Consider the following 23360-nt stretch of genomic DNA (forward strand, 5'->3'; position numbering starts at 1 on the left):
ACTGATAACAACATGGAGGACGTCATGGCCAAGTTGATCATGGCTTACCCAGGTAAATACCTTGTGGTAAGCGCGTTGGCCGCCCTGCTGATGTTTGCAGGCACCCCCGGTTGGGCTGCGATTGAGCGCAGCCCTGCCACCGCCGATCACACCAAATTCAAATCCCTCAAAGGCCCGTTTGAAAACGCCAGCGAGGTAACTGAAGCCTGCCTGGAGTGCCACACCGAAGCGGCAGGGCAAATCAAGGAAACCACCCACTGGACCTGGCTTTATCAACATAAGGAAACCGGGCAAACCCTGGGTAAAAACAAGGTTATCAACAGCTTTTGCGGTATGGCTGTTACCAACGAGCCCCGGTGCACCTCCTGCCACGTAGGCTACGGCTGGAAGGATATGAATGAGCCGCCACCAGAGGCGGATTCTGCCGTGGACTGCCTGGTGTGCCACGACACCACCGGCGACTACTGGAAGTTCCCGACTCTCGCCGGCGACCCAACCTATATACCCAGAGAGTGGCCCAAAGGCAGCGGCAAGATGGTTCAGCCGCCAGACCTGCCCAACATCGCCCAGCATGTGGGCGCATCGGGCCGGGCTAACTGCGGTAGCTGCCACTTTTACGGTGGTGGAGGCGACGGTGTAAAACACGGCGACCTCGACTCCTCGCTAGTGTCACCTGACCGCTCTCTCGACGTACACATGTCACCAGATGGCGCCAACTTCAGTTGTTCCGACTGTCACTCAACCTGGGGCCACAGTGTTTCCGGAAGTCGCTATCAGGTAAACGCCAAAGATACCCTGGGTATTGATATCCCCGGCCACACCGATCTCAGCCGGGCGAGCTGCGAATCCTGCCATGGTCCGGCCCCCCATGAGAAAGAAAAACTGAACGATCACGTAAACAAAGTGGCATGCCAGACCTGCCACGTACCCGCTTTTGCCCGGGGTGGTGTGCCAACCAAAATGTGGTGGGACTGGTCCACTGCCGGCAAGCTCGATGAAAACAGCAAACCCATTACCACCTACGATGAAGATGGCCATGTGAGCTATCTGAGCGAGAAGGGCGACTTCCGCCACGGCGAAAATGTAATGCCTTACTACGCCTGGTTTGATGGCACCGTTGAATACACCATGGTAGATGAACAATTCGATATTGATAACCCGCCGCTGGAGATCAATCGGCTTGATGGTGAGCCAAACGACCCCGGCTCGCGCATCTGGCCGTTCAAGCTGATGCAGGGCAAACAGCCTTTTGATACCGAGTATAAAACCTTGTTGGCAACCCACGTATTTGGCGCTGATGACGCTTCACTATGGAGCAACTACGACTGGCCCAAGGCCCTGGAGTTTGCCAGCGAAAAATCCGGGTTGCCCTTTAGCGGTCACTTCGACTTTATTGAAACCCGAATGTACTGGCCCATAACCCACATGGTACCAACTGCAGATAAGGCTCTGCGCTGCAGCTCCTGCCATACCGCAGAAAGCCGCCTGGCAGGCATTGGTGGCATCTATATGCCGGGGCATAGCAGCAGCCCCTGGCTCGATAGAGTCGGCTGGCTAGTAGTGGCGTTGACCCTTGCCGGGGTTGTGATTCACGCCCTTGCCCGTGTGGTATTCAGCAGGAGGAAGCAATCATGAGCCGGGTAATGATTTTCAAGCGCTTTGAACGCTTCTGGCACTGGTTTCAGGCTTTGCTGATTTTCAGCTTGTTGATTACCGGCTTCGAAATCCACGGCAGTTATTCGCTTCTGGGCTTCGGTGACGCCACGCGGTTGCACACCATCGCGGCCTGGTCACTGATTGTGCTTTGGTTGTTTGCCATCTTCTGGCACATCACCACCGGTGAATGGCGCCAGTATGTGCCCACCCGCGATGGCCTGTTTGCGGTGATGCACTACTATCTGATTGGCACCTTTACCGGTGCCGAGCACCCTTACCGCAAAACCACCAAAGCCAAGCACAACCCGCTGCAGCGGCTGGCGTACCTGTTCTTCAAGCTGGTGATCTCACCCATCATCTGGTTAAGCGGCCTGTTGTATCTGTTTTACAACGATTGGCCTGCGGTAATTGCAGGCGCACTCAGCCTTGAAACTGTCGCACTGGTTCATACGGGTGCGGCCTTCGCCATGCTGGTGTTCATCATCGCCCACGTGTACATGACCACCATGGGGCATACCCTCACCAGCCACATCAAACCCATGGTGACTGGCTACGAGGATCTGGACGAGCCAGCAGAAAAGCACTGATACGCTGGCCGTTCACTAACCAGACAGCCACAAAAAAGCCGGCCCTTGAATTGAACAGAGCCGGCTTTTTTATGCCTTACCAAACTGTGGAAAGGTCTTAGAAAGTAAAGGTACGCATCGCCGGGTTCAGCATCTGGCCTGCCATTTCCGGTGGCATAGCCACACCCACTCCGTCAATCAGGTCGTTCTTGGTATAGTCACTGTTAGGCAGGTACAGCGCGCAAACGTTGGCAACACCGCCTTGCTTCAGCAGGCCACGCAGCATCTGGCCGGGGGTGAGATCTTTCGGCTTTAATGCCGGTGCTTCGTAGCTTTTCAGTGCCAGATCGCCCGCCTTGTCACACAGCAGCACGTTCACCTTGGCACCCTGCTGCGCCATGGTGTTGGAAAGCACCATCGCCATACCCTGGGTTTGCAGGGATTCGCTTGAAAGAATCACCAGTACTTCATCAACCATTTTCTCATCTCCTGCCTGAGTGCTGATGGGTGCCACCGCAAAAACGGCCGCTGCAACTAATACTTTGAGTGATTTGATCATGATGGAGTGCTCCTTTATGGGTTTTATCATCGGTATTCACCCAGACTAGACCCACCCTGCATTTTGTTCAGTGACAAAGTCACCTTCACTCGCACTATTACCCCCTACTGCTATTATCTTATATCAAGGTTTCACGCTCACCCGGTTCACTAAATGTCACAAAGTATCAAATCTCGATCTGTTAACATTTCATTCGCCGGCTTCTCCAAGGATCCTGAATGAACGTGACGGAAAATGAAAAAAGACGACTCGCAGCGGTTATACGGCTGGGGATCCTCGACACTCCGCCGGAAGAACGGTTTGAACGCCTTACCCGAATCGCCCGCCAGCACTACAGGGTCAGAACAGCGCTGTTCACGATACTGGATCACGACCGTCAGTGGTTCAAATCACATCAGGGGCTGGAAGTTACCGAAACGCCTCGCTCGGTAGCATTTTGCGATCACGCCATACGGCAGGATCATATTTTTGTTGTGGAAAATGCCTCCCTGGACCCACGGTTCCGAAACAATCCTTTTGTGGTGGGTAGCCCGCATATCCGCTTCTATGCAGGCGTGCCAGTGCGCGAGCCTGGCGGCTTCAAAGTCGGCACCTTGTGCATCATCGACGACAGGCCCCGGCAGTTCAGCGAGAAAGACCTGGATGTTCTCCGCACCCTGGCGACCATGGTGGAGGAGGAGCTGGAGCGCTCATACATTGAGTCGGATAAGAGCGAGTATGTACCTGTCTCCCAACTCAACCGGGCCATTCATCAGGCCCAGAGTGTATTCCTCACAAGCGACAATGAACGCTCGGCATTCAGCCAGATGCTCAATGACCTGCTCGCCCTCACGGGTAGCCAATTCGGGCTTATCGGCGAAGTACTGCATAAGAGCAACGGCGCACCGTTTCTCAAGGTAGGCGCTATTACCAACATCGCATGGAGCCCGGAAACCCAGGCCCTGTACCAGGACGTGGAACGCCGGGGCATGGTTTTTGATCGCCTGGACAATATTCTCGGGCTACCCATGGTGTCCGGCGAGACCATTATCTCCAACGATCTGTCCCAGGACTCCCGGCGCGGTGGCCTTCCTGCCGGGCACCCGACTATCAATACATACATAGGTATCCCGGTATTTTCCGGCGATACTCATCTTGGCATGATTGGCCTGGCTAACCGAGCCGAAGGATACTCCCAGAAGCTTGCAGACGAGCTGGCACCTCTGTCACAAACCCTCGGGAATCTGATCGAGCGTAAACGTCTGTACGAGGAGAAGGGCAGCCATAAAAGAGATCTTGAACTGGCCGCGAATTACGATGCGCTAACCGGTCTGCCCAATCGCCACCGGCTCACCGAATTATTTGAGCAGGAACTCTATGAAGCTGGCCAAAGAAATGGCCAGGTGTCTGTATGCTTTATTGATCTGGACGGATTCAAGAGCATCAACGACGAACATGGCCACGCTGTAGGGGATGCGGTTCTAAAATCCGTTGCCGAAAAGCTCAAGGCAACGGTACGCAGCCACGACATTGTGGCTCGCCTGGGCGGTGATGAGTTTGTGGCTATCCTGCGGGATGTAGGCGATGAACGGGTTTACGCACGCCTTCTGGATGCTATCCGGCAGCCCATCAACTTTCGGCACCATGTACTGCAGGTTTCCGGCAGTATGGGCGTTACGGTATACCCGGAAGATAACGTGGATTCTGATCTGCTCCTCCGTCATGCGGATCAGGCCATGTATGCGGCCAAGGAAACCGGCAAAAACTGCTACAAGATATTCGACCTTCAGTCGCACTCTTCCCGAAAAGAGCGGGTTCGGGTGCTGGAACAGATCGACACGGCCCTGCGCGAACAGCAGATGGAGCTGTACTACCAGCCCAAGATCTGTTTCCACCACCACTGTGTAAACGGGTTTGAAGCGCTCATTCGTTGGAACCACCCGAAAGAGGGTGTTCTTAGCCCTGCGCATTTCCTTGAGCATATTGAATACACGGAGCACGCACGCACCCTGGGGAATTTCGTCATCCGCGAGGCGGTAAAGCAGCTTATGGCCTTTGCCCGGCAAGATCTTCCATACACGCTGAGCGTGAACCTGAGCCCCTGCCACTTCCTGAGCGAAGAGTTCAAAGACGATTTGTCGAGTGCGCTGGAAGACTGCCCAATAGAGTTACGCAGCCGTCTCATTCTGGAAATTCTTGAAACCACCGCAATGGACGACACCGAAACCGCCCTCAGAAACCTGAAAGCCAGCCGTGAACTGGGTGTGGATATTTCTCTGGATGACTTCGGAACCGGGTATTCATCTCTGGACTATTTCCGGCGACTGCCTGCGCAAGAGATCAAAATTGACCGTTCGTTCGTAATGGACATGTTGAGCGACCCAGACGACAGTATGATTGTAAGTGCTATCGTAAGCCTCTCGAAAAGCTTCAAGAGAAGGCTGGTTGCCGAAGGCATTGAAAATGCCGACGTTGAACGCAAACTGATTGACCTTGGCTGCGATCTTGGCCAAGGCTTTTTCTACAGCAAGCCTCTACCACTTCCGGAAGCCCTGCATTGGGCAAAACATTTCCGGTGGGAAGACAGGCTAACCGCTTAACGCCAACCGCGCAGGTACAAAAGGCGCGATACAGGAGATTAGAACATGATTGGATACGTCACCATTGGTGTCAGTGATATGGAAAAGGCCAAGAAGTTCTACACCGAACTTCTGGGAGATATGGGCGCGAAGCTCCTGCTGGATATGGGCCGCATCGCATTTATTGGTGAAAGCATGAATTCCCCGATGCTGGCGGTTTGCACGCCCTTCGACGGCTCCCCGAACCACCCGGGCAACGGCAATATGCTGGCCTTGCAGCCAGGCTCGAAAGAAGCGGTTGATACCTACTACAAGAAGGCCATTGAACTGGGTGCAACCTGTGACGGCGAGCCCGGACAGCGTATTCCAAACCAGTTTTATGGTGCCTATGTGAAAGATCCTGACGGCAACAAGCTGGCGTTTTTCCAGTTCGGCTAATCTGCTCAGCCTCAAGACTGGGATAGCGTTATTCAGTTGTCTCAGTCTTGAACCACCACTCCGGTAACAACCCTCGAATCTGCGACTGCATAAAGCGGTCGTCAATCAGCCAGATCACCCCACGATCGTCCGGCGTGCGAATCACCCGGCCAGCGGCCTGAGCCACTTTCTGTAAACCCGGAATCATGTAGGTATAGTCATAGCCGGCACCAAAGCGCTTGTGCAGGCGGTGTTTGAGAATCTCATGCCAGGCATCAAACGGCGGCAGGCCCAGGGTAGCCACAAACGCGCCAATCAACTGCTCGCCCGGCAAATCGATACCTTCGCTGAACACGCCTCCGAGAACGGCAAACGCCACGCTACCGGATTCTTCCCGGAACCCTGCCAGAAACTCTTGTCGCTGCTGCGGGCTCATTCCCGAATGCTGCGAACGCTGGGGCACATCCGGCGCGAAGTAACTCAGTGCGTTGCTCACTTCATTCAGATATTTAAAGCTGCTGAAAAACGCCAAGTAGTGCCCCGGGCGATCCCGAAATTGCTTCGCGATCAGTTCTGAAATGGGCTCCACCGATGCCTCGCGGTGAGCCTGTCGAGTGCTGATATTTGGCGTGAATTGAACCCGTAGCTGATCTGCACTGAAGGGGCTGGGCAGAGAGATGAAACGGCTGTCCTCGGGCAAACCCAGCAAGTCCCTGTAATACACGCCGGGGCTGAGGGTGGCAGAGAACAGCAATACTGAGGCGGCGGCCTGAAATCGGTCCCGCAGAAAATCCGCCGGCACCAGATTCTGAATGGTAACGCTTGCCCGGCCCCGGCCTTCGCGGCGAAATTCGCACAGGGAATGATCACCAAAGGTGTCCGCCAGCTTCATAAAGGCAACGGATTCAAACAAGACTTCCTGCAGGGCCAGATCCGGCGGGTTGTCGGCCAGGTAATCTGACAGCCCGGATACCAACCCCTGCAGGCTGCCGGTCAATGCTGAAGGCAGGCTGTCGAGAAACACTGGCGTATCGCCATTTTCTGAATGATCACGAATAACCCCCTGCCAAGCCCGGGCGGTGCGATCCAGATGAGGCTTCAGAGCCTTGGGTGCGGTTTTTCTCACCTTCAGCAGCCGTTGTTGATCCAGCTGTACCGAATACATGCCACGGCCCCGATCCACCAGGTTATGGGCTTCATCCACGAGAACGGAGGTTTTCCAATTGTTCTGCCGGGTGAGTCCATGAAGCAGGGCAGACTGATCAAACATCCGGTTCACATCGCCAATGATGACATCACACCAGCGCGCCATTTCCTGCGCCAAAAAGTAAGGACAGATATTGTGACCGACGGCGATCCTGGCCAGCGCCTTCTGCGTTAACGTTGTGCCCACCTGAGCGGCTTCGGCGCGGGCATCCGGCAAGCGATCAAAGAAACCCTTGGCCAGTGGGCAGGAATCCCCATGGCAGGCTTTATCCGGGTGTTCACAGGCATCGGTCTTGGCCACCAGTTCCAGAGTGCGGAGGGGCCAGATATGTGGGTCATCCTGTGCCGCCCGCAAGCGCTCTACCGCATCCACCGCCAACTGCCTGGCGGTGTTTCGGCAGGTGAGGTAAGCCAGCCGGTCGTGTTTGGCTGTGGGCATGGCCATCAGCGCGGGGAACAGGGTGCCCAGAGTTTTACCCAAGCCTGTGGGTGCTTCCAGCAGCAGGGTTTCACCTTTTACGGTGTTTTTGTAGACGGTTTCAGCAAGCTGTCGCTGGCGAGGGCGAAACTGTTTGAACGGGAAACGCAGAGCACCAAGGCGAATGTCCCGCTGCTCCCGATGGTGGGCTTCCTGCTCTGCCCATAACCGATAACGTCCGCACAGGATTTCCAGTTCTTGCCATAGCTCCTTGGCAGTGGCAGTTTCAGCCACCGATGTTTCCCGGTTGTTGCCGATATTGAAATACACCAGCGACAGCTTCAGGCTTTTACGGCTTTCCTGCTTGCAGAGCAGGGCACCGTAGGCTCTTAGTTGGGCCCGATGCAAAGCCCTTTGGTGGGGCCGGATTCTGGATAAGTCGCCACGGTGGGTTTTGATTTCTTCCAGCAGGCCAGAGTGTGGATTATACACATCCGCCCGGCCATAAAGCTCCAGCCCCATGCATTCACCCGTAAGTGAATACTCGCTTTTGTAGCCATACCCACGTTTTCCCTGAATGGCTTGGTGGCCAAGAATGCCCTCTTCAGCACTGGGTGCCGGGGTATAGCGAAAATCCAGATCGCCCTCACGAGCGGCAAATTCGCAGAGGGTTCTGACTGCAACCTTCACGGCGTTGCCTCGGAGTCTTGCCAGCGCAGGTAACACACGCTGGCGGCAATGCCCTTGCGGGCAAAGAAGTGCAGCCAGCGGACCTGGTGATCCTGTAGTCGGTCGCCCGGGCCTTTTACTTCGATCATTTCATAACGGGGCTTATTTTCGTCGATCTCCATGGAAAACTTAATAAGATCTGGGAACCCGCTACGATGTTCGCGAATATTAAATAAGATCCGTTCAAACATAATCTGCAAGTCTGCGGCGGGAATTCTATCCAGTGCCAGGTTCAGCAATTCTTCATCCAGCGCTGGCCAGGCAACAAAAGGATTATTGATGCCCTGTTTGGCGGCGTAGGTATCCAGAATTTTCTGGCGATAGCTGCCATTCTTCAGCGCCGCAAAACACTCATCAAACGCTGCTTGCCGGCGACTCACAAAATCCTCCCGCACCAGATCCGCAGGCCCGGTATGAAAGGGGTGAAAGAAAGCACCGGGAATGGCTTTGAATATGGTGTGCCAGCACAGCAAGCCGAACAGGCCGTTGATCAGGGTATTTTCCACATAGAATACAGGCGCTTCCGGCGTGGAAAGACGATCCCGAACCACTATTTCAACCGAGCCACCGGTTTGTGGCAGGGTCAGCGTGAACTCCCGGATTTCAGGATTTGCCGGCGCGGACGGAACCGGCTCGCCTACCTTTTTCGCCAGCCGCTTAATAATACGAGCCAAACCCTGAGCTTCGGCATCGCTTAACTCTCCATTTCCCCACTGAGCGGCGATAGCCCAGGCTTCCTCAAAGCGTTTCATTCGCTCCAAAAGGCGCAACCGCTTTAATCCTGCTTCCCGGTGACCACTGCAGGCCAATGCCTGCAGAGCCAGCTCCCGATCATTCTGGCGCTCCGCGTGCCCCCCCAACTCAAGCAATAAACGATCACGACGGCTGGTCAGCCAGGAGTTGTCTGTGGCTGCCGGAATATTAGCCCAAACCTCAACAGCGGGTACGCCAGCATCAAGGCTCTCCCGGCAATGATGCATAGCCAGGTAAGTATCCACTTCGCTGCGCTGAGAGAACGCCCGTGCTTCGGGGGTAAACTCCACCTGCTCATAGCGGTGATGGCCTAGCTCAACCAACACAAAATCGGACCAGCTCTGGCGTAGGTTGCCGAAGAACATCAGGCGAATGCGATCAAACAAAGCCATGTAACTGACCTGCACCACAGGGGAAACCGCGTCATCAAACCACTCCTCCAGCCTGCGAGCATCACTATAGGTTTCCTGCAGGACTTCCTTCATTCGGGCTTTGGAAAGATTTTTGGCAAATCCGGCTTGCTCCAGTATTGGTGCAAAAGCCGTGCGCAATTCAGCCAGAGTGAACAGACGGAAAATGTCATCCAGAGCCAGCAGGGGATCGGCATCCAGCCAACCACCAGCAATCAACTCATCAAGCGCCTCCGCTTCCGGGCACCCCAACTCCGAATAATTCAGCTTATCAGCGCGAAACAAATCCCCTGTGCGCATCACCATGCGAGTCAGCAAGGCACGGGCAGCGCGAGACAACTCAAAAAAATCGCGCAAACAGCCTCGCTCCGGCTCCAGCAGCAGATCCGAGTGATGGTTTGCCACCCAGGCGACTACCGTTTCCATGTTTTGCAGGTAGTACAGGGGGTTTTCCAGATCGGCGGCGGCAGGCCGAAGATGCTTACTCATAAAACCAAAGCCTATTAGAACGACACAACCTGTCGCTACCCTCTATTATATTGTCCACTGCACCTGGTCTGATTCTTATACCAGTTGCGGTACTCTTTACTAGTTAGCGCCAGCACAATGCCCTGATCACGGTTGATACGATAATCCGATAAGGAAAAGCATGCCCGAACATTCTGCCATCACCCCCGGCTTTCACGCCGTTCACGCCAACCATCTGGAAGACCTGCGCCGGGCTGTGGTGTTTATCTGCCAGCAGAACCCGCTGCCGCCGCTACAGAGCGAGACCTTTCTGGTGCAGAGTAATGGTATTGCCCAGTGGTTGAAGCTGGCACTGGCGGAGAAGCGTTCGGAAGATGGCAGTGAAGGTGGGCTCGGAATCGCTGCTGGTATGGATTTTCTGTTCCCGGCACGATTTATCTGGCAGGCCTATCGAGCTGTGCTGCCGGATGGCGAAGTGCCGGAGCAATCTCCCTTTGATAAACGTCGATTGGTGTGGCGGCTGTACCGGCTACTGCCTGAACTGGTTCATACCGATGAAGTGTTTAATCCGCTGGCGCGCTTTCTGGAAGGCAGTGATCCGGATTTACGAGCATTCCAGTTGGCCGAGAAGGTAGCGGATTTGTTCGACCAGTATCAGGTGTTCCGTGCCGATTGGCTGGCCGCCTGGGAGCAGGGTCGGAATGTGGTGATCACTGCCCGCAGCGAAGAAAAGCCGGTTGAGGAAGACACTCTTTGGCAGCCGATGCTCTGGCGTAAGCTGGTGGAGGATACAGGCGCTGAAGCCCACACCAGCCGTTCGCAGATTCACACGCGGTTTATGACCGAAGGCCAGCGTATCACTGCGCCCGCTCACCCAAGCCGCTTGCCCAAACGCATTGTGGTATTCGGGGTATCCTCGCTGCCGCGTCAGGCACTGGAAGCTCTCTACGTGCTTAGTCGTTTCAGCCAGGTGGTGCTGTGCGTACACAACCCGTCGCAGTTCTACTGGGCGGATATTGTCAGCGACCGCGAGCTACTGAAAGCGGAGCGCAAGCGGGGCAAGGTTCACCAAACTCTGTCGAAGATTGAAGATGCTGACCAGCTGCACCAGCACGCCAATCCGCTGCTGGCCGCCTGGGGTAAACAGGGCCGGGATTACATTCGTTTGCTGGATGAATTCGACAATCCCGACGAGTACCGCGCCAGTTTCCAGACCCCGGATCAGAAGATCGATATCTTCTCCGAGCATGGCTCTGCGCAGGCGCCATGTTTGCTGCATCAGCTCCAGAACGACATCTACAACCTGACGCCGCTTCAGGAAATCCGGGACGAACAGCGCCAACTCGATCTGGCCCACGACCACTCCATCGCCTTCCACGATGCCCATAGCCCGCAAAGGGAAGTGGAGATTCTGCACGATCAGCTGCTGGCTGCCTTCAATGCAGATGCCACGCTGCGGCCCCGGGATGTGATGGTGATGGTGCCGGACATCAACATCTACGCGCCCCATATCCAAGCGGTGTTTGGTCGCTACACATCAGGCCTCAAGCGCCACATTCCCTTCACCATTTCCGATCAGGGCCAACGCCACCACGAGCCGGTGCTGATTGCCCTGGAAACGCTCATGTCGTTGCCCCGCAGCCGTTTCGGGGTGAGTGGGATTATCAGCCTGCTGGAAGTGCCGGGAATTCGCGATCGCTTTGAGATTGCAGAAGAGGAAATTCCGTTGGCGCGGCGCTGGGTTGAAGGCGCCAACATTCGCTGGGGTCTGCACGGTGCCCACCGGGAAAGTCTGGAGCTCCCAGCCGGTCTGGATCGCAACACCTGGCAGGCTGGCCTGCGCTCCATGCTGCTGGGATACGGCATGGGTGACGATGAACCCTGGGCAGGAGTTCAGCCCTACGGGGAAATCGGCGGGCTGCAAGCCAGCCTGGCAGGGCGTCTTGGCGAGTTTGTGTATCGTCTGGAAACCCTGTGGCAAGAACTGCAGGCAAGCCGTGCACCTCAGCAATGGGAAGAACTCTTCTCGTCCATGCTGGAGCAGTTTTTCCACAAGGTGGAAGGGCATGACCTGTTGCTGCTGAACCGCTTTCGTCGGCAACTGGAACAGTGGCTGGAAGACACGCATGCCGCAGGGCTGGACGAGCAATCGTTACCGCTGAATATAGTGAAGGACGTATTGCTGGAAGGCCTGGACGAAGGCGGTCTGAACCAGCGTTTCCTGGCTGGCAAGGTAAATTTCGCCACACTCATGCCCATGCGAGCGATTCCCTTTCGCAAGGTGTGCCTGCTGGGCATGAACGACGGCGACTACCCCCGCTCACGGCCACCGGTGGATTTTGATCTGATGGCTCAGGATTACCGCCCGGGCGACCGCTCCCGCCGGGAAGACGACCGGTACCTGTTTCTCGAAGCCATGCTCTCCGCTCGCGAACAGCTTTATATCAGTTGGGTAGGGCGCAGCATCAAGGACGATTCGGAACGGCCACCGTCTGTGCTTGTGGGCCAGCTTCAGGATCACCTGAATAGCCTGTGGCAGGTGCCAGGTCAGCCGGAGATAACCGTAACCGCCGCACTGACCACCAGCCACCCGCTGCAACCGTTCAGCCGCGACTATTTTCCCGAGGCCCAACACGCCCGCAGCCTGTTCACCTACGAACACGAATGGCGCGGTGCCCATGGGAACGAGGCGGAAGAAAATCGTGAGCAGCAAACCGCCCTGCCGTATCAACAGCCCGAGGAACCCATCACCCTCAACGATTTGGCCGGTTTCCTGAAAAAGCCTGTGGATACATTTTATCAGCGCCGTTTGCAGGTGCGCTTCGAGGATGTGGAAGACGACGACACAGATAACGAAAACTTTGATCTGAACGGTCTCGACCGCTGGCGTCTGGATACAGAGCTGATTGAGCAGGGCCTGCTGAAAGCCGGTAACGAAGAAGACCTGCACGAACGCTTGGAAAGCACACTGGATCGCATGGCGCGACGTGGCGACCTGGGTATGGGCGTCACCGAACACAGATTGCGTAGCGACCTCTCCGGCCGTTTGCCAGATCTGTTCCAGCGCTATCAGAGCGCTCTGGCCGAGTGGCCCGAGACGATCAACGAGCCACTACCGTTTGAGCACAGGCTGGCCAACAGCACCGGCTCCGTAGAGGTGCTGGATTTGATCAACAACCTGCGCCGCAACCACGAAGGCAAAACCTGCCGCCTGGTTATCGCCGGTTCCAGCCTGCTCACCGGCAGCGGTAGCAGCAAGAAGCTCCGCTACGCCAATCTGATGCGGGACTGGGTAATTCACTTGGCAGGGCAACTGACCGCACAACCGTTTGAAACCCTGATTCTGGGCAAGGAAGAAGGCCGCAAAGTCCGCTTTGCACCCCTGCCCAAGGAAATCGCCGCCGATCATCTGGACGCCATACTGGCCCATTGGATAGAAGCCAGCACCCGCGCCTTGCCGCTGCACTGTGAAGCCGGTTTCGCCTGGATTTACAGCTTCTACCAGAGCAAGAAATTTCTCGGTGATCACGAACGCGCCATCAGCGATGCCCAACAGGCCTACACCACAGCCCTGGAGCGCGACACAGGCTATCTGCGCGGTGCCTTTGAAAATCCTGAAGCCCTGATGGAAAGCGGCGAATTTGAAGCCATGCTGCACGCGCTTTATGTGCCCCTTTGGGAGGCCGAACAGGATAAATCCGCCGCTGGTCAGATTGAGGGCAAGCTATGACGGCTACAACCGTGACAAAAAACCCGAACCTCGATCCACTGGCGCTGTCCCTGAACGGCAGCAGCCTGATCGAAGCTAGTGCCGGCACTGGAAAAACCTTTACCATCGCCATTCTTTACGTGCGTTTTGTGCTCGGCCACGGACAACCCGAGAGCAGCCCTCTGGCTGCTGGCATGCTGCCGCCCAACCTGCTGGTGGTCACCTTCACCGACGCCGCCACCAAGGAACTGCGTGATCGCATTCGTACCCGGCTTACGCAGGCCGCCGAGGTATTTTCCAGCAACGGGGGGAGCATTCAGTCCACGCCGGAAACCGCACTGATCCATCAGCTCCGGGATGACAGCTACCCAGACCCGGCAACCTGGCCGGACTGCCGCAAAAAACTCCTGCTGGCCGCCGAGTGGATGGACGAAGCTGCGGTGTCCACCATTCACGCTTGGTGTAACCGGATGCTCACTGAGCATGCGTTCGACAGCGGCAGCCTGTTCCGCCTTTCTCTGGAAACCGATCAGAGTGAACTGCTCGATGAAGTCGCACGGGACTACTGGCGTACCTTTATCTACCCGCTGTCGCCGGTACTGATGGACGAAGTACTGAGCCACTGGAAAACCCCGGACAACCTGCGCGCCTCTGTGCATAACCTGCTCGGCGATGCCGATTCCTTTGAAGTTGCCACCGACGATGTAAAGCAGGCCATCGAAGCCACTGTGCAAAAGCGCATGGAACTGGCTCAGGCTTTGAAAGAATACCCTTGGGCAGACTGGAAGCCTGAAGTCACCGACATGCTGATTGCCCTCAACAAGAGCAAACGTCTACACGGTGGCAGCATGAAGCCGATGATTGCCGCTTGGGACAAACTGCTGGATTGGGTCGCTTCCGATGAGCTTTACCCGGAGGGTCTGGACAAAGCCGGCTTCCAGAACCAAACACCGGACATACTCCCGACAAAACTCAAAGGTGAGGGCGATGTACCCCATCACCCCGCCTTTGATGCCATTGAAGAGCTGATCGAATTCAGCCTGAACCTGCCCAGCGCCGAGGCCGACATTCTCCGGCATGCCAGCCGCTGGATTGCAGCGCGGCTGGAATCGGAAAAGCAAAAGCGCTCGGAAATGGGCTTTGACGACCTGCTCACACGGCTGGACGACGCCCTGCATGGCCCCCGTGGCGATCAACTGGCAGCCACCATTCGTCGCCAATTCCCGGTGGCGCTGATCGACGAATTTCAGGACACAGATCCGGGGCAATACCGCATTTTCAACCGCATTTACCGGGTTGCAGAGAATCACCCGGATACCTGCCTGCTGATGATTGGCGATCCGAAGCAGGCCATTTACGGCTTCCGCGGCGCCGACATCTACACCTATCTGGACGCCCGCACCGGCGCCCGCGACCGCACCTGGACACTGCGCCGCAACTTCCGTTCGTCCAAACCCATGGTGAAAGCGGTCAACCGGGTGTTTGAACATGGCGACCTCAACAGCCCGGAAGGTGCCTTCCTCTTCGGCAAAGGCGATACCTCACCCCTGCCATTTCAGGGGGTAGACGCCAACGGCACCAAGCGCCTGTGGTCGGTGAATGGCGAGGTACAGCCCAGCCTCACCCTGTGGTCACTGGAAAGCGATCAGGTAGACAAAAATGGCAATCGTAAAGGTCTCGCGAAAGGCGCCACCACAACGGATATGGCCGAAACCTGCGCCAGCGAAATCGCCCGACTGCTGACACTTGGCCAACAAGGGCTGGCAGGATTTGCTCTGGAAGAGAACAAAGGCGACCTGGAGCCGGTTGAACCCAAAGACATAGCCATTCTGGTGAATAACCGCAACGAAGCCGCTGCTGTGCGAGATGCGCTGGGCCAAAGGCGCATTAAAAGTGTGTACCTGTCTGACCGGGATTCGGTGCTTACCTCGCAAGAGGCAAAAGAAGTGCTGTGCTGGCTCAAAGCTTTTGCCGAGCCGCGGCAACTGGCCTACGCCCGCGCGGCGCTGGCCACGCCCACGCTCGGCTTACCCTGGCGCTATCTCGACCAACTGTTGACCGACGAGATGGCGCTGGAGCGGGAGATTGATCGCTTTATGGGCTATCAGAGGCAATGGCAAAGCCAGGGTGTACTGCCCATGCTGCGCAGCTTCCTGATGGACTTTGATGTACCCGGCCGTCTGCTACAGCGCCCGGAAGGCGAACGCCGTCTCACCGACATTCTGCACATTGCCGAACTCTTGCAACAAGACAGCCTGCAACTGGATGGCGAACACGCCCTGGTACACCACTACACCCAGATTCTGCGGGCGGCGGACGAAGAAGACGAACACCGCACCCTGCGCCTCGAAAGCGATGCCGGCCTGGTGAAGGTGATTACCGTGCACAAATCCAAAGGTCTGGAATACCCCCTGGTGTTCCTGCCCTTTGGCACAGCCTTCCGCGCTCAAAGTGAAAGACAATCCTTTGTTCGTTATCACGATGACAACGCAAAGCTGATCACTGTGTTCGACCCCACACCGGAAGACGTTGCCCGAGCAGATCAGGAGCGGTTGGGCGAGGATATCCGCAAACTCTACGTGGCCCTTACTCGCGCCCGTTTCGCTACTTGGGTCGGCGTCGCCGAGATTGATAACTGGCATCTCAGCGGTCTGGGTTATCTGCTGGGTGGAGAGCCTGCTGTGCAACACCCGCTGAGTGACGCGCTGAAGCATCTGGTTGATGGCCACACAGAGTTATGTACAGAGGCTCTGCCAGAAGCTACCGGGTTACGTTATGCAGAAGAAGCGCCCGCAGCACTCGGGCCAGCGCTGATCTCAACCCGCGAAGCCCGGGAAGACTGGTGGATTGCCAGCTACTCCTCACTGGAATACACCGGGCTTTCCGGCACAGGTATAGCCTTCGCCGGTGAGGTAGAAGACGCCGAAACCCAGAACCTGCTGGAAGAGGGCGCCCACAACCCTGAGGATGAGGACGCAAGCATTTCACTCAGCCACAGCCTGCACAGCTTCCCGAAAGGCGCAGGCCCCGGAACCTTTCTGCACGATCTACTGGAGTGGTGCGTACAACAGGGCCTGCAACACATTGTGGATAACCCCGAACACTTGCGTGAGCAGCTCACCCGCCGTTGCAGCACGCGAGGCTGGACTGATTGGGTAGATACGCTTGAACACTGGATACTTGCGCTCATTCGCCAGCCACTGCTGTTGAACCGCAGCGGTGGTGAAAGCGTCAGTCTGGCGAGCCTGGGCACCCTGCGCCCGGAACTGGAGTTCTGGTTTGAGAGCCGTAACGTAAGCACCCGGGCCATGGACAAACTGGTGACCCAACACACCCTCAACGGCGCGGACCGACCGCGAGTGGACGACGGGCGCTTCAACGGCATGTTGAAAGGCTTTATTGATCTGGTGTTTGAACACAACGGGCAATATTACGTGCTGGACTACAAATCCAACTATCTTGGCGATAACGACAGCGCCTACACAGATCAGGCCATGGGCGAGGCGATTCTGGAGAAGCGCTACGACCTGCAATACATCCTCTATCTGCTGGCCCTGCACCGTTTGCTGAAAGCCCGCCTGCCGGATTACGACTACGACCAGCACTTAGGTGGCGCGGTGTATCTGTTTTTGCGCGGCGTGAACGCGCCCGGGGCTGGGGCGTTTACCGACAAACCACCCAGAGAGTTGATTGAACAACTGGATGCCATGTTCGACGGCAAGGCAGTCCCCGGGGAGGTGGCGGCATGAGCAAAACTCGGAATACCGATAATCAATTTGCCTTTGATCTGGATGGAGCCATTGATGCGGTTAAGACACCGCCAACATCTCCCAGCAAGGACACTCGCCTTGCTTTAGACCAAACCGAAAATGTTCTGGAGCTTCTGGATAGCTGGCAGCAAGCTGGCTGGATTCGCCCGCTGGACGTGCGCTTTGCCCGAGTGATTCAGGATCTTTCAGAAGAGCAGGGTGAAGCACCGCAACCGCTGGTTTTGCTACTCGCCGCACTGACATCCCATCAGGTTGGCCGGGGCCATGTATGTGTGGATCTGGCCGACCTGATAGCTGATGCGAACAGTACTCTCTCCCTCCCAACGGAGGAGCAAGAAAACGCGGATAGCAACCTCAATGGCCCCGAAGAAGTACTGGCTCGCGTATCCACGGAACAATGCCTGGACGCTCTGGGTATGGCGCTGGCGGTAAGTGATGGCTCACACACCACACCCCTTGTATTGAGTGGTACTCGCCTCTACTTGCGCCGATTCTGGCGTTACGAACAGAAAATTGCCGCCGGTATTCTGCAGCGTCTGGCGCAGCCATCTACCCTGACTGACCCGTCTTCACTGGCTGCAAAAACACTTAGCAATGCCTTGAACGTTCTGTTCAAACCACAGGGTTCTGCGGGCTATTCGGTTGACTATCAAAAGCTCGCCTGTGCCCTGGCGGCCCGTAATCGGTTTGCTGTTATTACTGGTGGCCCCGGCACCGGAAAAACCACCACAGTAGTAAATTTACTGGCCGCCCTGCAGTCCGTCGCAGGTGAATCTGCCGAGCGCGAGGGGCGCAAATACCGTATTCGCCTGGCAGCACCCACAGGCAAAGCCGCGGCCCGGCTCAACGAATCCATCGGCGGTGCCGTCAGCCGTCTGCCCCTGGCGCAGTTACCGGGGCAGGTCTCTCTGGCGGACATTCCCACCAAAGTAACCACGCTCCATAGACTGTTAGGTAGTCGCCCGGACACCCGCAAATTCCGCCACAACCGCGACAACCCGCTGCTGGTGGACATTCTGGTGATTGATGAAGCCTCCATGGTGGATCTGGACATGATGGCGTCGGTGTTCGACGCCCTGCCCGCTAACGCCCAACTCATTCTGCTGGGCGATAAAGACCAACTGGCCTCGGTAGACGCCGGCGCTGTGTTGGGTGAATTGTGCCAGCGCGCGCCAGACGGACACTATCTGCCAGAAACTGTGCAGTGGCTGAAAGCCATAACCGGCACCGACATCCCGGCAAGCCTACAAAACTCTGAAGGCCAGCCGCTGGATCAGGCCGTGGCCATGTTGCGCAAGAGTTACCGCTTTGCCGAAGGCAGTGGCATTCGCCAACTGGCCGAAGCGGTCAACACCAACACCTTGAACGACAGCATGCTTCAGCAGGCCCGCAGCGCCGGTTTTGAGGATGTGGTGTGGCTGAATGGCGGTACCAACAAACCCTCTCTGGAAGACGCTCAGGTGCTCATCTGCCGCCATGCGGTCAGTGGTAGCCCAGAAGCTTTCCACAATAACGGGGAAGGGCGAATCGATGGCAACAGCCAGCCCCTGCCACCACCAGTAGGCTATCGTCACTACTTGTCGCTAATGCAGGATCACTGCCTGGACAGCAACAGCACAACTGCGAAGTGGGATGAACTGGCAAGATCGGTATTACAGGCCTTCAGCGATTTCCAGGTGCTCTGCGCCCTGCGCCGCGGCCCTTGGGGCGTGGAAGGGCTCAACGAGCTGATCGCCGACCACCTGCTCAAACAAAGGCTCATTCCCCGCGCCGAAGGTTGGTACGCCGGGCGTCCGGTGCTGATTACCGGCAACGATTACAACTTGGGCCTGATGAACGGCGATGTAGGCATTACCTTCAGCCTGCCCTGGGGCACCGACGATCAGAACAATGACGCACAACCTCAGCCAGTATTGCGCGTGGCCTTTCCAAGCAGCGATGGCAGCGGCGATATCCGCTGGATATCACCCAGCCGACTGCAGCAACTGGAAACCGTGTACGCCATGACGGTTCACAAATCCCAGGGCTCAGAATTCAATCACACCTGCCTGGTGCTTCCCGACCGCCTAAGCCCCGTGCTCACGCGGGAGTTGGTGTATACCGGCATCACCCGTGCAAGAAATTGGTTCAGCCTGATAACCGGTGATGCCAGCGTGTTCTCGGAAAGTGTGGAGCAGCGGGTGGTTCGGGCTTCGGGGTTGGCTTCGGTTTTGTCTCGGTGATTTCCTGTTTCGAAAAATCATGATGTAACACATTTGTTCGGGCGAGCCTCCGGAAGCGACCTACGAAAACCTGGAGCGCCAGGGATGGCGCGACGGAGCCCTACAGGGACGTATTTACGGGCGTTTTTCGTAGGTCGCTTCCAGAGGCTGGCTTGCACCAAATCTGATCCCAGGGAAAATCAGTCTCACGTGGGATTATCATCCTCACTGTGCTGTTGTTGCAGCCACAATCTGGCGTAGTAGCCATTCTGTGCCAGCAACTCGCTGTGCCCTCCGCTCTCCACAATCTGGCCATGATCCATTACGAGAATGGTATCGGCATCACGCACTGTGGAAAGGCGGTGGGCGATGACCAGCGTAGTGCGCTGACGGCTGACTTCGTTGAGGGCATCCAGGATTGCCTGTTCGGAGATGGAATCCAGTGATGAGGTGGCTTCGTCGAGAATCAACAACGGCGGGTTTTTCAACAGCACGCGGGCAATGGCAACGCGCTGCTTTTCGCCGCCGGAGAGTTTCAGGCCGCGCTCGCCCACTTTGGTGTCGTATCCTTCTGGCAGGCTGCGGATGAAGTCTTCCAGGCGCGCCTGCTTTGCAGCATGGTGTACCTCCGCTTCGGTAGCCTCCGGCCTGCCGTATGCGAGGTTACTGTACAGGGTGTCGTTGAACAGAACGGTGTCTTGCGGAACCACTCCGATTGCTGAGCGCAGGCTGTCCTGGCTAACCTCGCGAATGTCCTGGCCATCAATGGTGATGCTGCCCTTATCCACGTCAAAGAATCGGAACAGCAGGCGGGCGAGGGTGGATTTACCTGCTCCGCTGGCGCCCACAACTGCCAGTGTGTGTCCGGCTGGTATAGTGAAGTTCACATCCTGCAGAATCTGTCGATCTGAACGGTAGGCAAAATGCACGTGATGAAAGCCTACCTCGCCTTTATCAACTGTGAGCGCGGGAGCCCCTGGGGCATTTTCAATGGCCGGTGCCTCGCCGAGCAAGCCAAACAGCCGCTCCACATTTACCAAAGACTGACGAATTTCCCGATAGACAAAACCCAAGGCATTCAGCGGAATAAACAGTTGGAGCAGGTAGGCGTTGATCATGGTGAAATCACCAAGGGTAATCACACCGCTGGCGACTTCCCTTACGGCCATCACCATCATGGCTATCATGGCCAAACCAATAATGAGCGCCTGGCCGGAATTGAGTGCAGCCAGGGACAGGCGGTTTTTCAGGCGTGCTTTCTCCCAGCCTTCCAGATTCTCGTCGTAAAGCTCGGCTTCGAATTTTTCGTTATTAAAGTATTTAACGGTTTCGTAGTTGAGCAGGCTGTCGATGGCGCGGGAGTTGGACTGATTATCCCGGGCGTTGGCCTCACGAACGAACTTGGTTCGCCACTCGGTGACTCTGATAGAGAAAACCACATACACCACTACTGCGATGAGGATGGCAAACACATAGCTGGCGTTGAACGCCACAAACAAAATGCCTGCCACCATCAGAATTTCCAGCAGGGTAGGCACTATATTGAACAGGGTAAAACGTAGCAGGAAGCTGATACCCGTAGTGCCTCGCTCTATGTCTCGGGCCAGCCCTCCGGTTTTGCGATCGAGATGGAATGCCAATTCCCGGTCGTGCAGATGACGGAACACCCGCAGCGACACCCGCCGCATGGCGCGCTCAGCAACCCGCGCAAACACAGCATCCCGAAGCTCACCGAACAGCGTGCTGCTAAACCTCAAGGTTCCGTAGGCAACCACCAGCACGATGGGAATCCACAGCAACAGCTCAGCCTCGCGGCCCTGATCCAGATAATCCACAATGTATTTCAAGGCCACAGGTGTTGCCACCGTTGCCAGTTTTGCCAAAATCAGGAAGGCGACAGACAGCGCTACTCTCCCACGGAACTCGGCAAGATAGGGCCAAAGCCCGGCAATCACTTTCCAGTTCGGTTTATGGTTGGCGGGGTAATCACTGTCAGCATAAGCGCGCACGGGACTTCCTTCATTTTTACGGAGAGGACAAGCGTATGATAGGGCTTGTGGATATTACTGCACCTCAACTTCAGGAGTCACATCATTAACACACGTCATCGGCAGGCCCTGAAACTGATAATCGGCTTTATTCTTCCCTATCGCAAAGCGGTTGCCGGCGCTTTGGTGGCACTGGTCATTACTGCAGGTATCACGCTCGGTTTGGGGCAGGGCCTCAAGATTCTGGTGGATCAAGGCCTGGCTACGGAATCCCCGGCTAACCTGGCCCGGGCTGTTGGTCTGTTTTTTATGCTGGTGTTGGGGTTAGCCTTTGGTTCTTTCGCGCGCTTTTATCTGGTTTCCTGGATTGGCGAAAGGGTGGTGGCGGATATCCGCAAGCAGGTATTCAATCATCTGATTGATCTGCACCCCGGGTTTTTTGAGCAGAACCGTGCTCTGGAAATACAGTCACGATTTACCGCCGACACCACAGTGCTGCAATCGGTCATCGGCTCAACCGTCTCCATTGCCCTGCGCAATGCTCTCATGCTGGTGGGCGGCCTGGTTTTGCTGTTCATCACCAATGCCAAGCTGGCCGGGATTATCCTGCTGGGGTTTCCTCTGATTATCGCGCCTATCCTGTTTTTCGGTCGACGCGTTCGGCAGTTGTCGCGGCTAAGTCAGGACAGAGTTGCAGATGTGGGCAGCTACGTGGGTGAAAACCTCACGCAGATCAAAACCGTTCAGGCCTTCAACCACCAACCCCATGACCGACAGTTTTTTTCCGAGGTTTCCGAACGGGCTTTCGACATCGCCCGCGCCCGCATAAAACAGCGTGCCTGGTTAACCACCTTGGCCATTTCTCTGGTGATGGGCGCTGTCGGTGTTGTCATCTGGATTGGCGGTCTGGATGTTATCCACGGCCGCATTACCCCGGGAGAGTTGGCCGCATTTCTGTTTTACAGTTTGTTGGTGGGCGTAGCGGCAGGCGCAATCAGCGAAGTCATTGGTGAGCTGCAACGGGCTGCAGGCTCCGCTGCACGTTTGTTTGAACTGCTCCAGACAAAACCGGCATTCATCCGGCCGGCAGAACAAGCAAACGAGTTCCCCGGGGCCATTACCGGCGAAATTTCCATCGAGGGCCTTAATTTCAGCTACCCCGGCCGGAGCGAACACCCGGCACTGACCGATATCTGTCTGCACGTTCGTGCCGGTGAAACCCTGGCGCTGGTTGGGCCTTCCGGTGCAGGAAAGTCCACCTTGTTTGATCTGCTGTTGCACTTCTATCAGCCCGACAGCGGTACCATTCACATTGACGGAACAGACAGCGCCACAGTTTCCCTTGAAGCGCTACGCAGCTGCTTTTCGCTGGTACCCCAGAACCCCGCACTGTTCCATGGCACCGTGGCCGACAACATCCGCTACGCACGCCCGGATGCCAGCCAGGCGGACGTTGAAAAGGCTGCACGCATTGCCCACGCCCATGAATTCATCGAGAAGCTGCCTGAAGGCTACAGCACGCAACTGGGCGATGCAGGGCTAGGGCTATCTGGTGGCCAAAAGCAACGGCTGGCTATTGCCCGTGCGCTGCTTGCTGATGCCCCAATACTGCTGCTTGATGAAGCGACGAGCGCGCTTGATGCTGAGAGCGAGAGCCTGATTCAGCAAGCCATGCCGGCCCTGACATCCGGAAGAACTACACTGGTGATTGCCCACAGGCTTGCCACCGTGCGTGATGCTGACCGTATTGCCGTACTGGAACAGGGGCGCCTTCTAGCCGTCGGCACCCATGATGAGTTGATGCAAGGGAATGAACTTTACCGGCGTCTGGCCGATTTGCAGTTCCGGGAGCAACCGGTGGATTAATTTATTCCTTGCTGTCAGTTTGTGTCATTCCGTTCTACTCCCTACACTGAGGAACGAGATTGTTACTATCAGAGACACAGGGAGAA

At 56.4% G+C, this 23360-nt stretch carries 12 protein-coding genes; 8 read left to right on the forward strand and 4 right to left on the reverse strand.

Annotation, left to right across the window (positions count from 1 at the left end; translation table 11 throughout):
- The first annotated feature begins 24 nt into the window (after nt 1–24).
- Both RKA07_RS02565 and RKA07_RS02570 read left to right on the forward strand, forming a co-directional pair.
- The gene (locus tag RKA07_RS02565; RefSeq protein WP_310965469.1) at nt 25–1635 is read left to right on the forward strand and encodes a tetrathionate reductase family octaheme c-type cytochrome; all 1611 of its coding nucleotides are present in this window, start codon (nt 25–27) and stop codon (nt 1633–1635) included.
- Nucleotides 1632–2243: a cytochrome b/b6 domain-containing protein gene (locus tag RKA07_RS02570; protein ID WP_310965470.1), complete on the forward strand. Its 612-nt coding sequence runs from the start codon at nt 1632–1634 to the stop codon at nt 2241–2243. Before RKA07_RS02565 ends, RKA07_RS02570 begins: the two co-directional genes overlap by 4 nt.
- A gap of 97 nt (nt 2244–2340) precedes the next feature.
- On the opposite strand, the gene RKA07_RS02575 is transcribed toward RKA07_RS02570, so the two are convergent.
- The gene (locus tag RKA07_RS02575; RefSeq protein ID WP_200201590.1) at nt 2341–2781 is read right to left on the reverse strand and encodes a DsrE family protein; all 441 of its coding nucleotides are present in this window, start codon (nt 2779–2781) and stop codon (nt 2341–2343) included.
- A gap of 218 nt (nt 2782–2999) precedes the next feature.
- Here RKA07_RS02575 and RKA07_RS02580 point away from each other — a divergent pair, with 218 nt between their 5' ends.
- Nucleotides 3000–5360, forward strand: a complete 2361-nt coding sequence (locus RKA07_RS02580; RefSeq protein ID WP_310965471.1) for a sensor domain-containing phosphodiesterase — start codon at nt 3000–3002, stop codon at nt 5358–5360.
- 45 nt (nt 5361–5405) lie between these two features.
- The gene (locus tag RKA07_RS02585) at nt 5406–5777 is read left to right on the forward strand and encodes a VOC family protein (protein WP_310965472.1); all 372 of its coding nucleotides are present in this window, start codon (nt 5406–5408) and stop codon (nt 5775–5777) included.
- Nucleotides 5778–5805: 28 nt separating this feature from the next.
- Here RKA07_RS02585 and RKA07_RS02590 read toward each other — a convergent pair whose 3' ends face one another.
- Together RKA07_RS02590 and RKA07_RS02595 are read right to left on the reverse strand one after the other, a co-directional pair.
- Nucleotides 5806–8070, reverse strand: coding sequence for a helicase C-terminal domain-containing protein (locus RKA07_RS02590; protein ID WP_310965473.1), 2265 nt, complete (start codon nt 8068–8070; stop codon nt 5806–5808).
- Nucleotides 8067–9761, reverse strand: coding sequence for a VRR-NUC domain-containing protein (locus RKA07_RS02595; protein ID WP_310965474.1), 1695 nt, complete (start codon nt 9759–9761; stop codon nt 8067–8069). Before RKA07_RS02595 ends, RKA07_RS02590 begins: the two co-directional genes overlap by 4 nt.
- A gap of 160 nt (nt 9762–9921) precedes the next feature.
- Between RKA07_RS02595 and recC the strand changes: the two genes are divergently transcribed.
- The 3 genes from recC to recD are packed head-to-tail and all read left to right on the forward strand — an operon-like array spanning nt 9922 to nt 19441.
- Nucleotides 9922–13470, forward strand: a complete 3549-nt coding sequence (gene recC, locus RKA07_RS02600; protein ID WP_310965475.1) for an exodeoxyribonuclease V subunit gamma — start codon at nt 9922–9924, stop codon at nt 13468–13470.
- On the forward strand, nt 13467–17198 hold the full coding sequence (recB, locus tag RKA07_RS02605; RefSeq protein ID WP_310965476.1) for an exodeoxyribonuclease V subunit beta: 3732 nt from the start codon (nt 13467–13469) through the stop codon (nt 17196–17198). Before recC ends, recB begins: the two co-directional genes overlap by 4 nt.
- A complete protein-coding gene (recD, locus tag RKA07_RS02610; protein WP_200370818.1) occupies nt 17195–19441 on the forward strand; it encodes an exodeoxyribonuclease V subunit alpha in 2247 nt (748 codons plus the stop codon). Before recB ends, recD begins: the two co-directional genes overlap by 4 nt.
- A gap of 185 nt (nt 19442–19626) precedes the next feature.
- On the opposite strand, the gene RKA07_RS02615 is transcribed toward recD, so the two are convergent.
- Nucleotides 19627–21429, reverse strand: a complete 1803-nt coding sequence (locus RKA07_RS02615; RefSeq protein WP_310965477.1) for an ABCB family ABC transporter ATP-binding protein/permease — start codon at nt 21427–21429, stop codon at nt 19627–19629.
- A gap of 108 nt (nt 21430–21537) precedes the next feature.
- Here RKA07_RS02615 and RKA07_RS02620 point away from each other — a divergent pair, with 108 nt between their 5' ends.
- Nucleotides 21538–23274 carry an ABC transporter transmembrane domain-containing protein gene (locus tag RKA07_RS02620; RefSeq protein WP_310965548.1) on the forward strand — a complete coding sequence of 579 codons (1737 nt, stop codon included), beginning with the start codon at nt 21538–21540 and terminating at the stop codon, nt 23272–23274.
- The last annotated feature ends 86 nt before the right edge of the window (nt 23275–23360 follow it).

Origin of the sequence: Marinobacter xiaoshiensis, from assembly GCF_031631795.1 — a bacterium.
In the GTDB taxonomy this organism is placed as follows: Bacteria; Pseudomonadota; Gammaproteobacteria; order Pseudomonadales; family Oleiphilaceae; genus Marinobacter; species Marinobacter xiaoshiensis.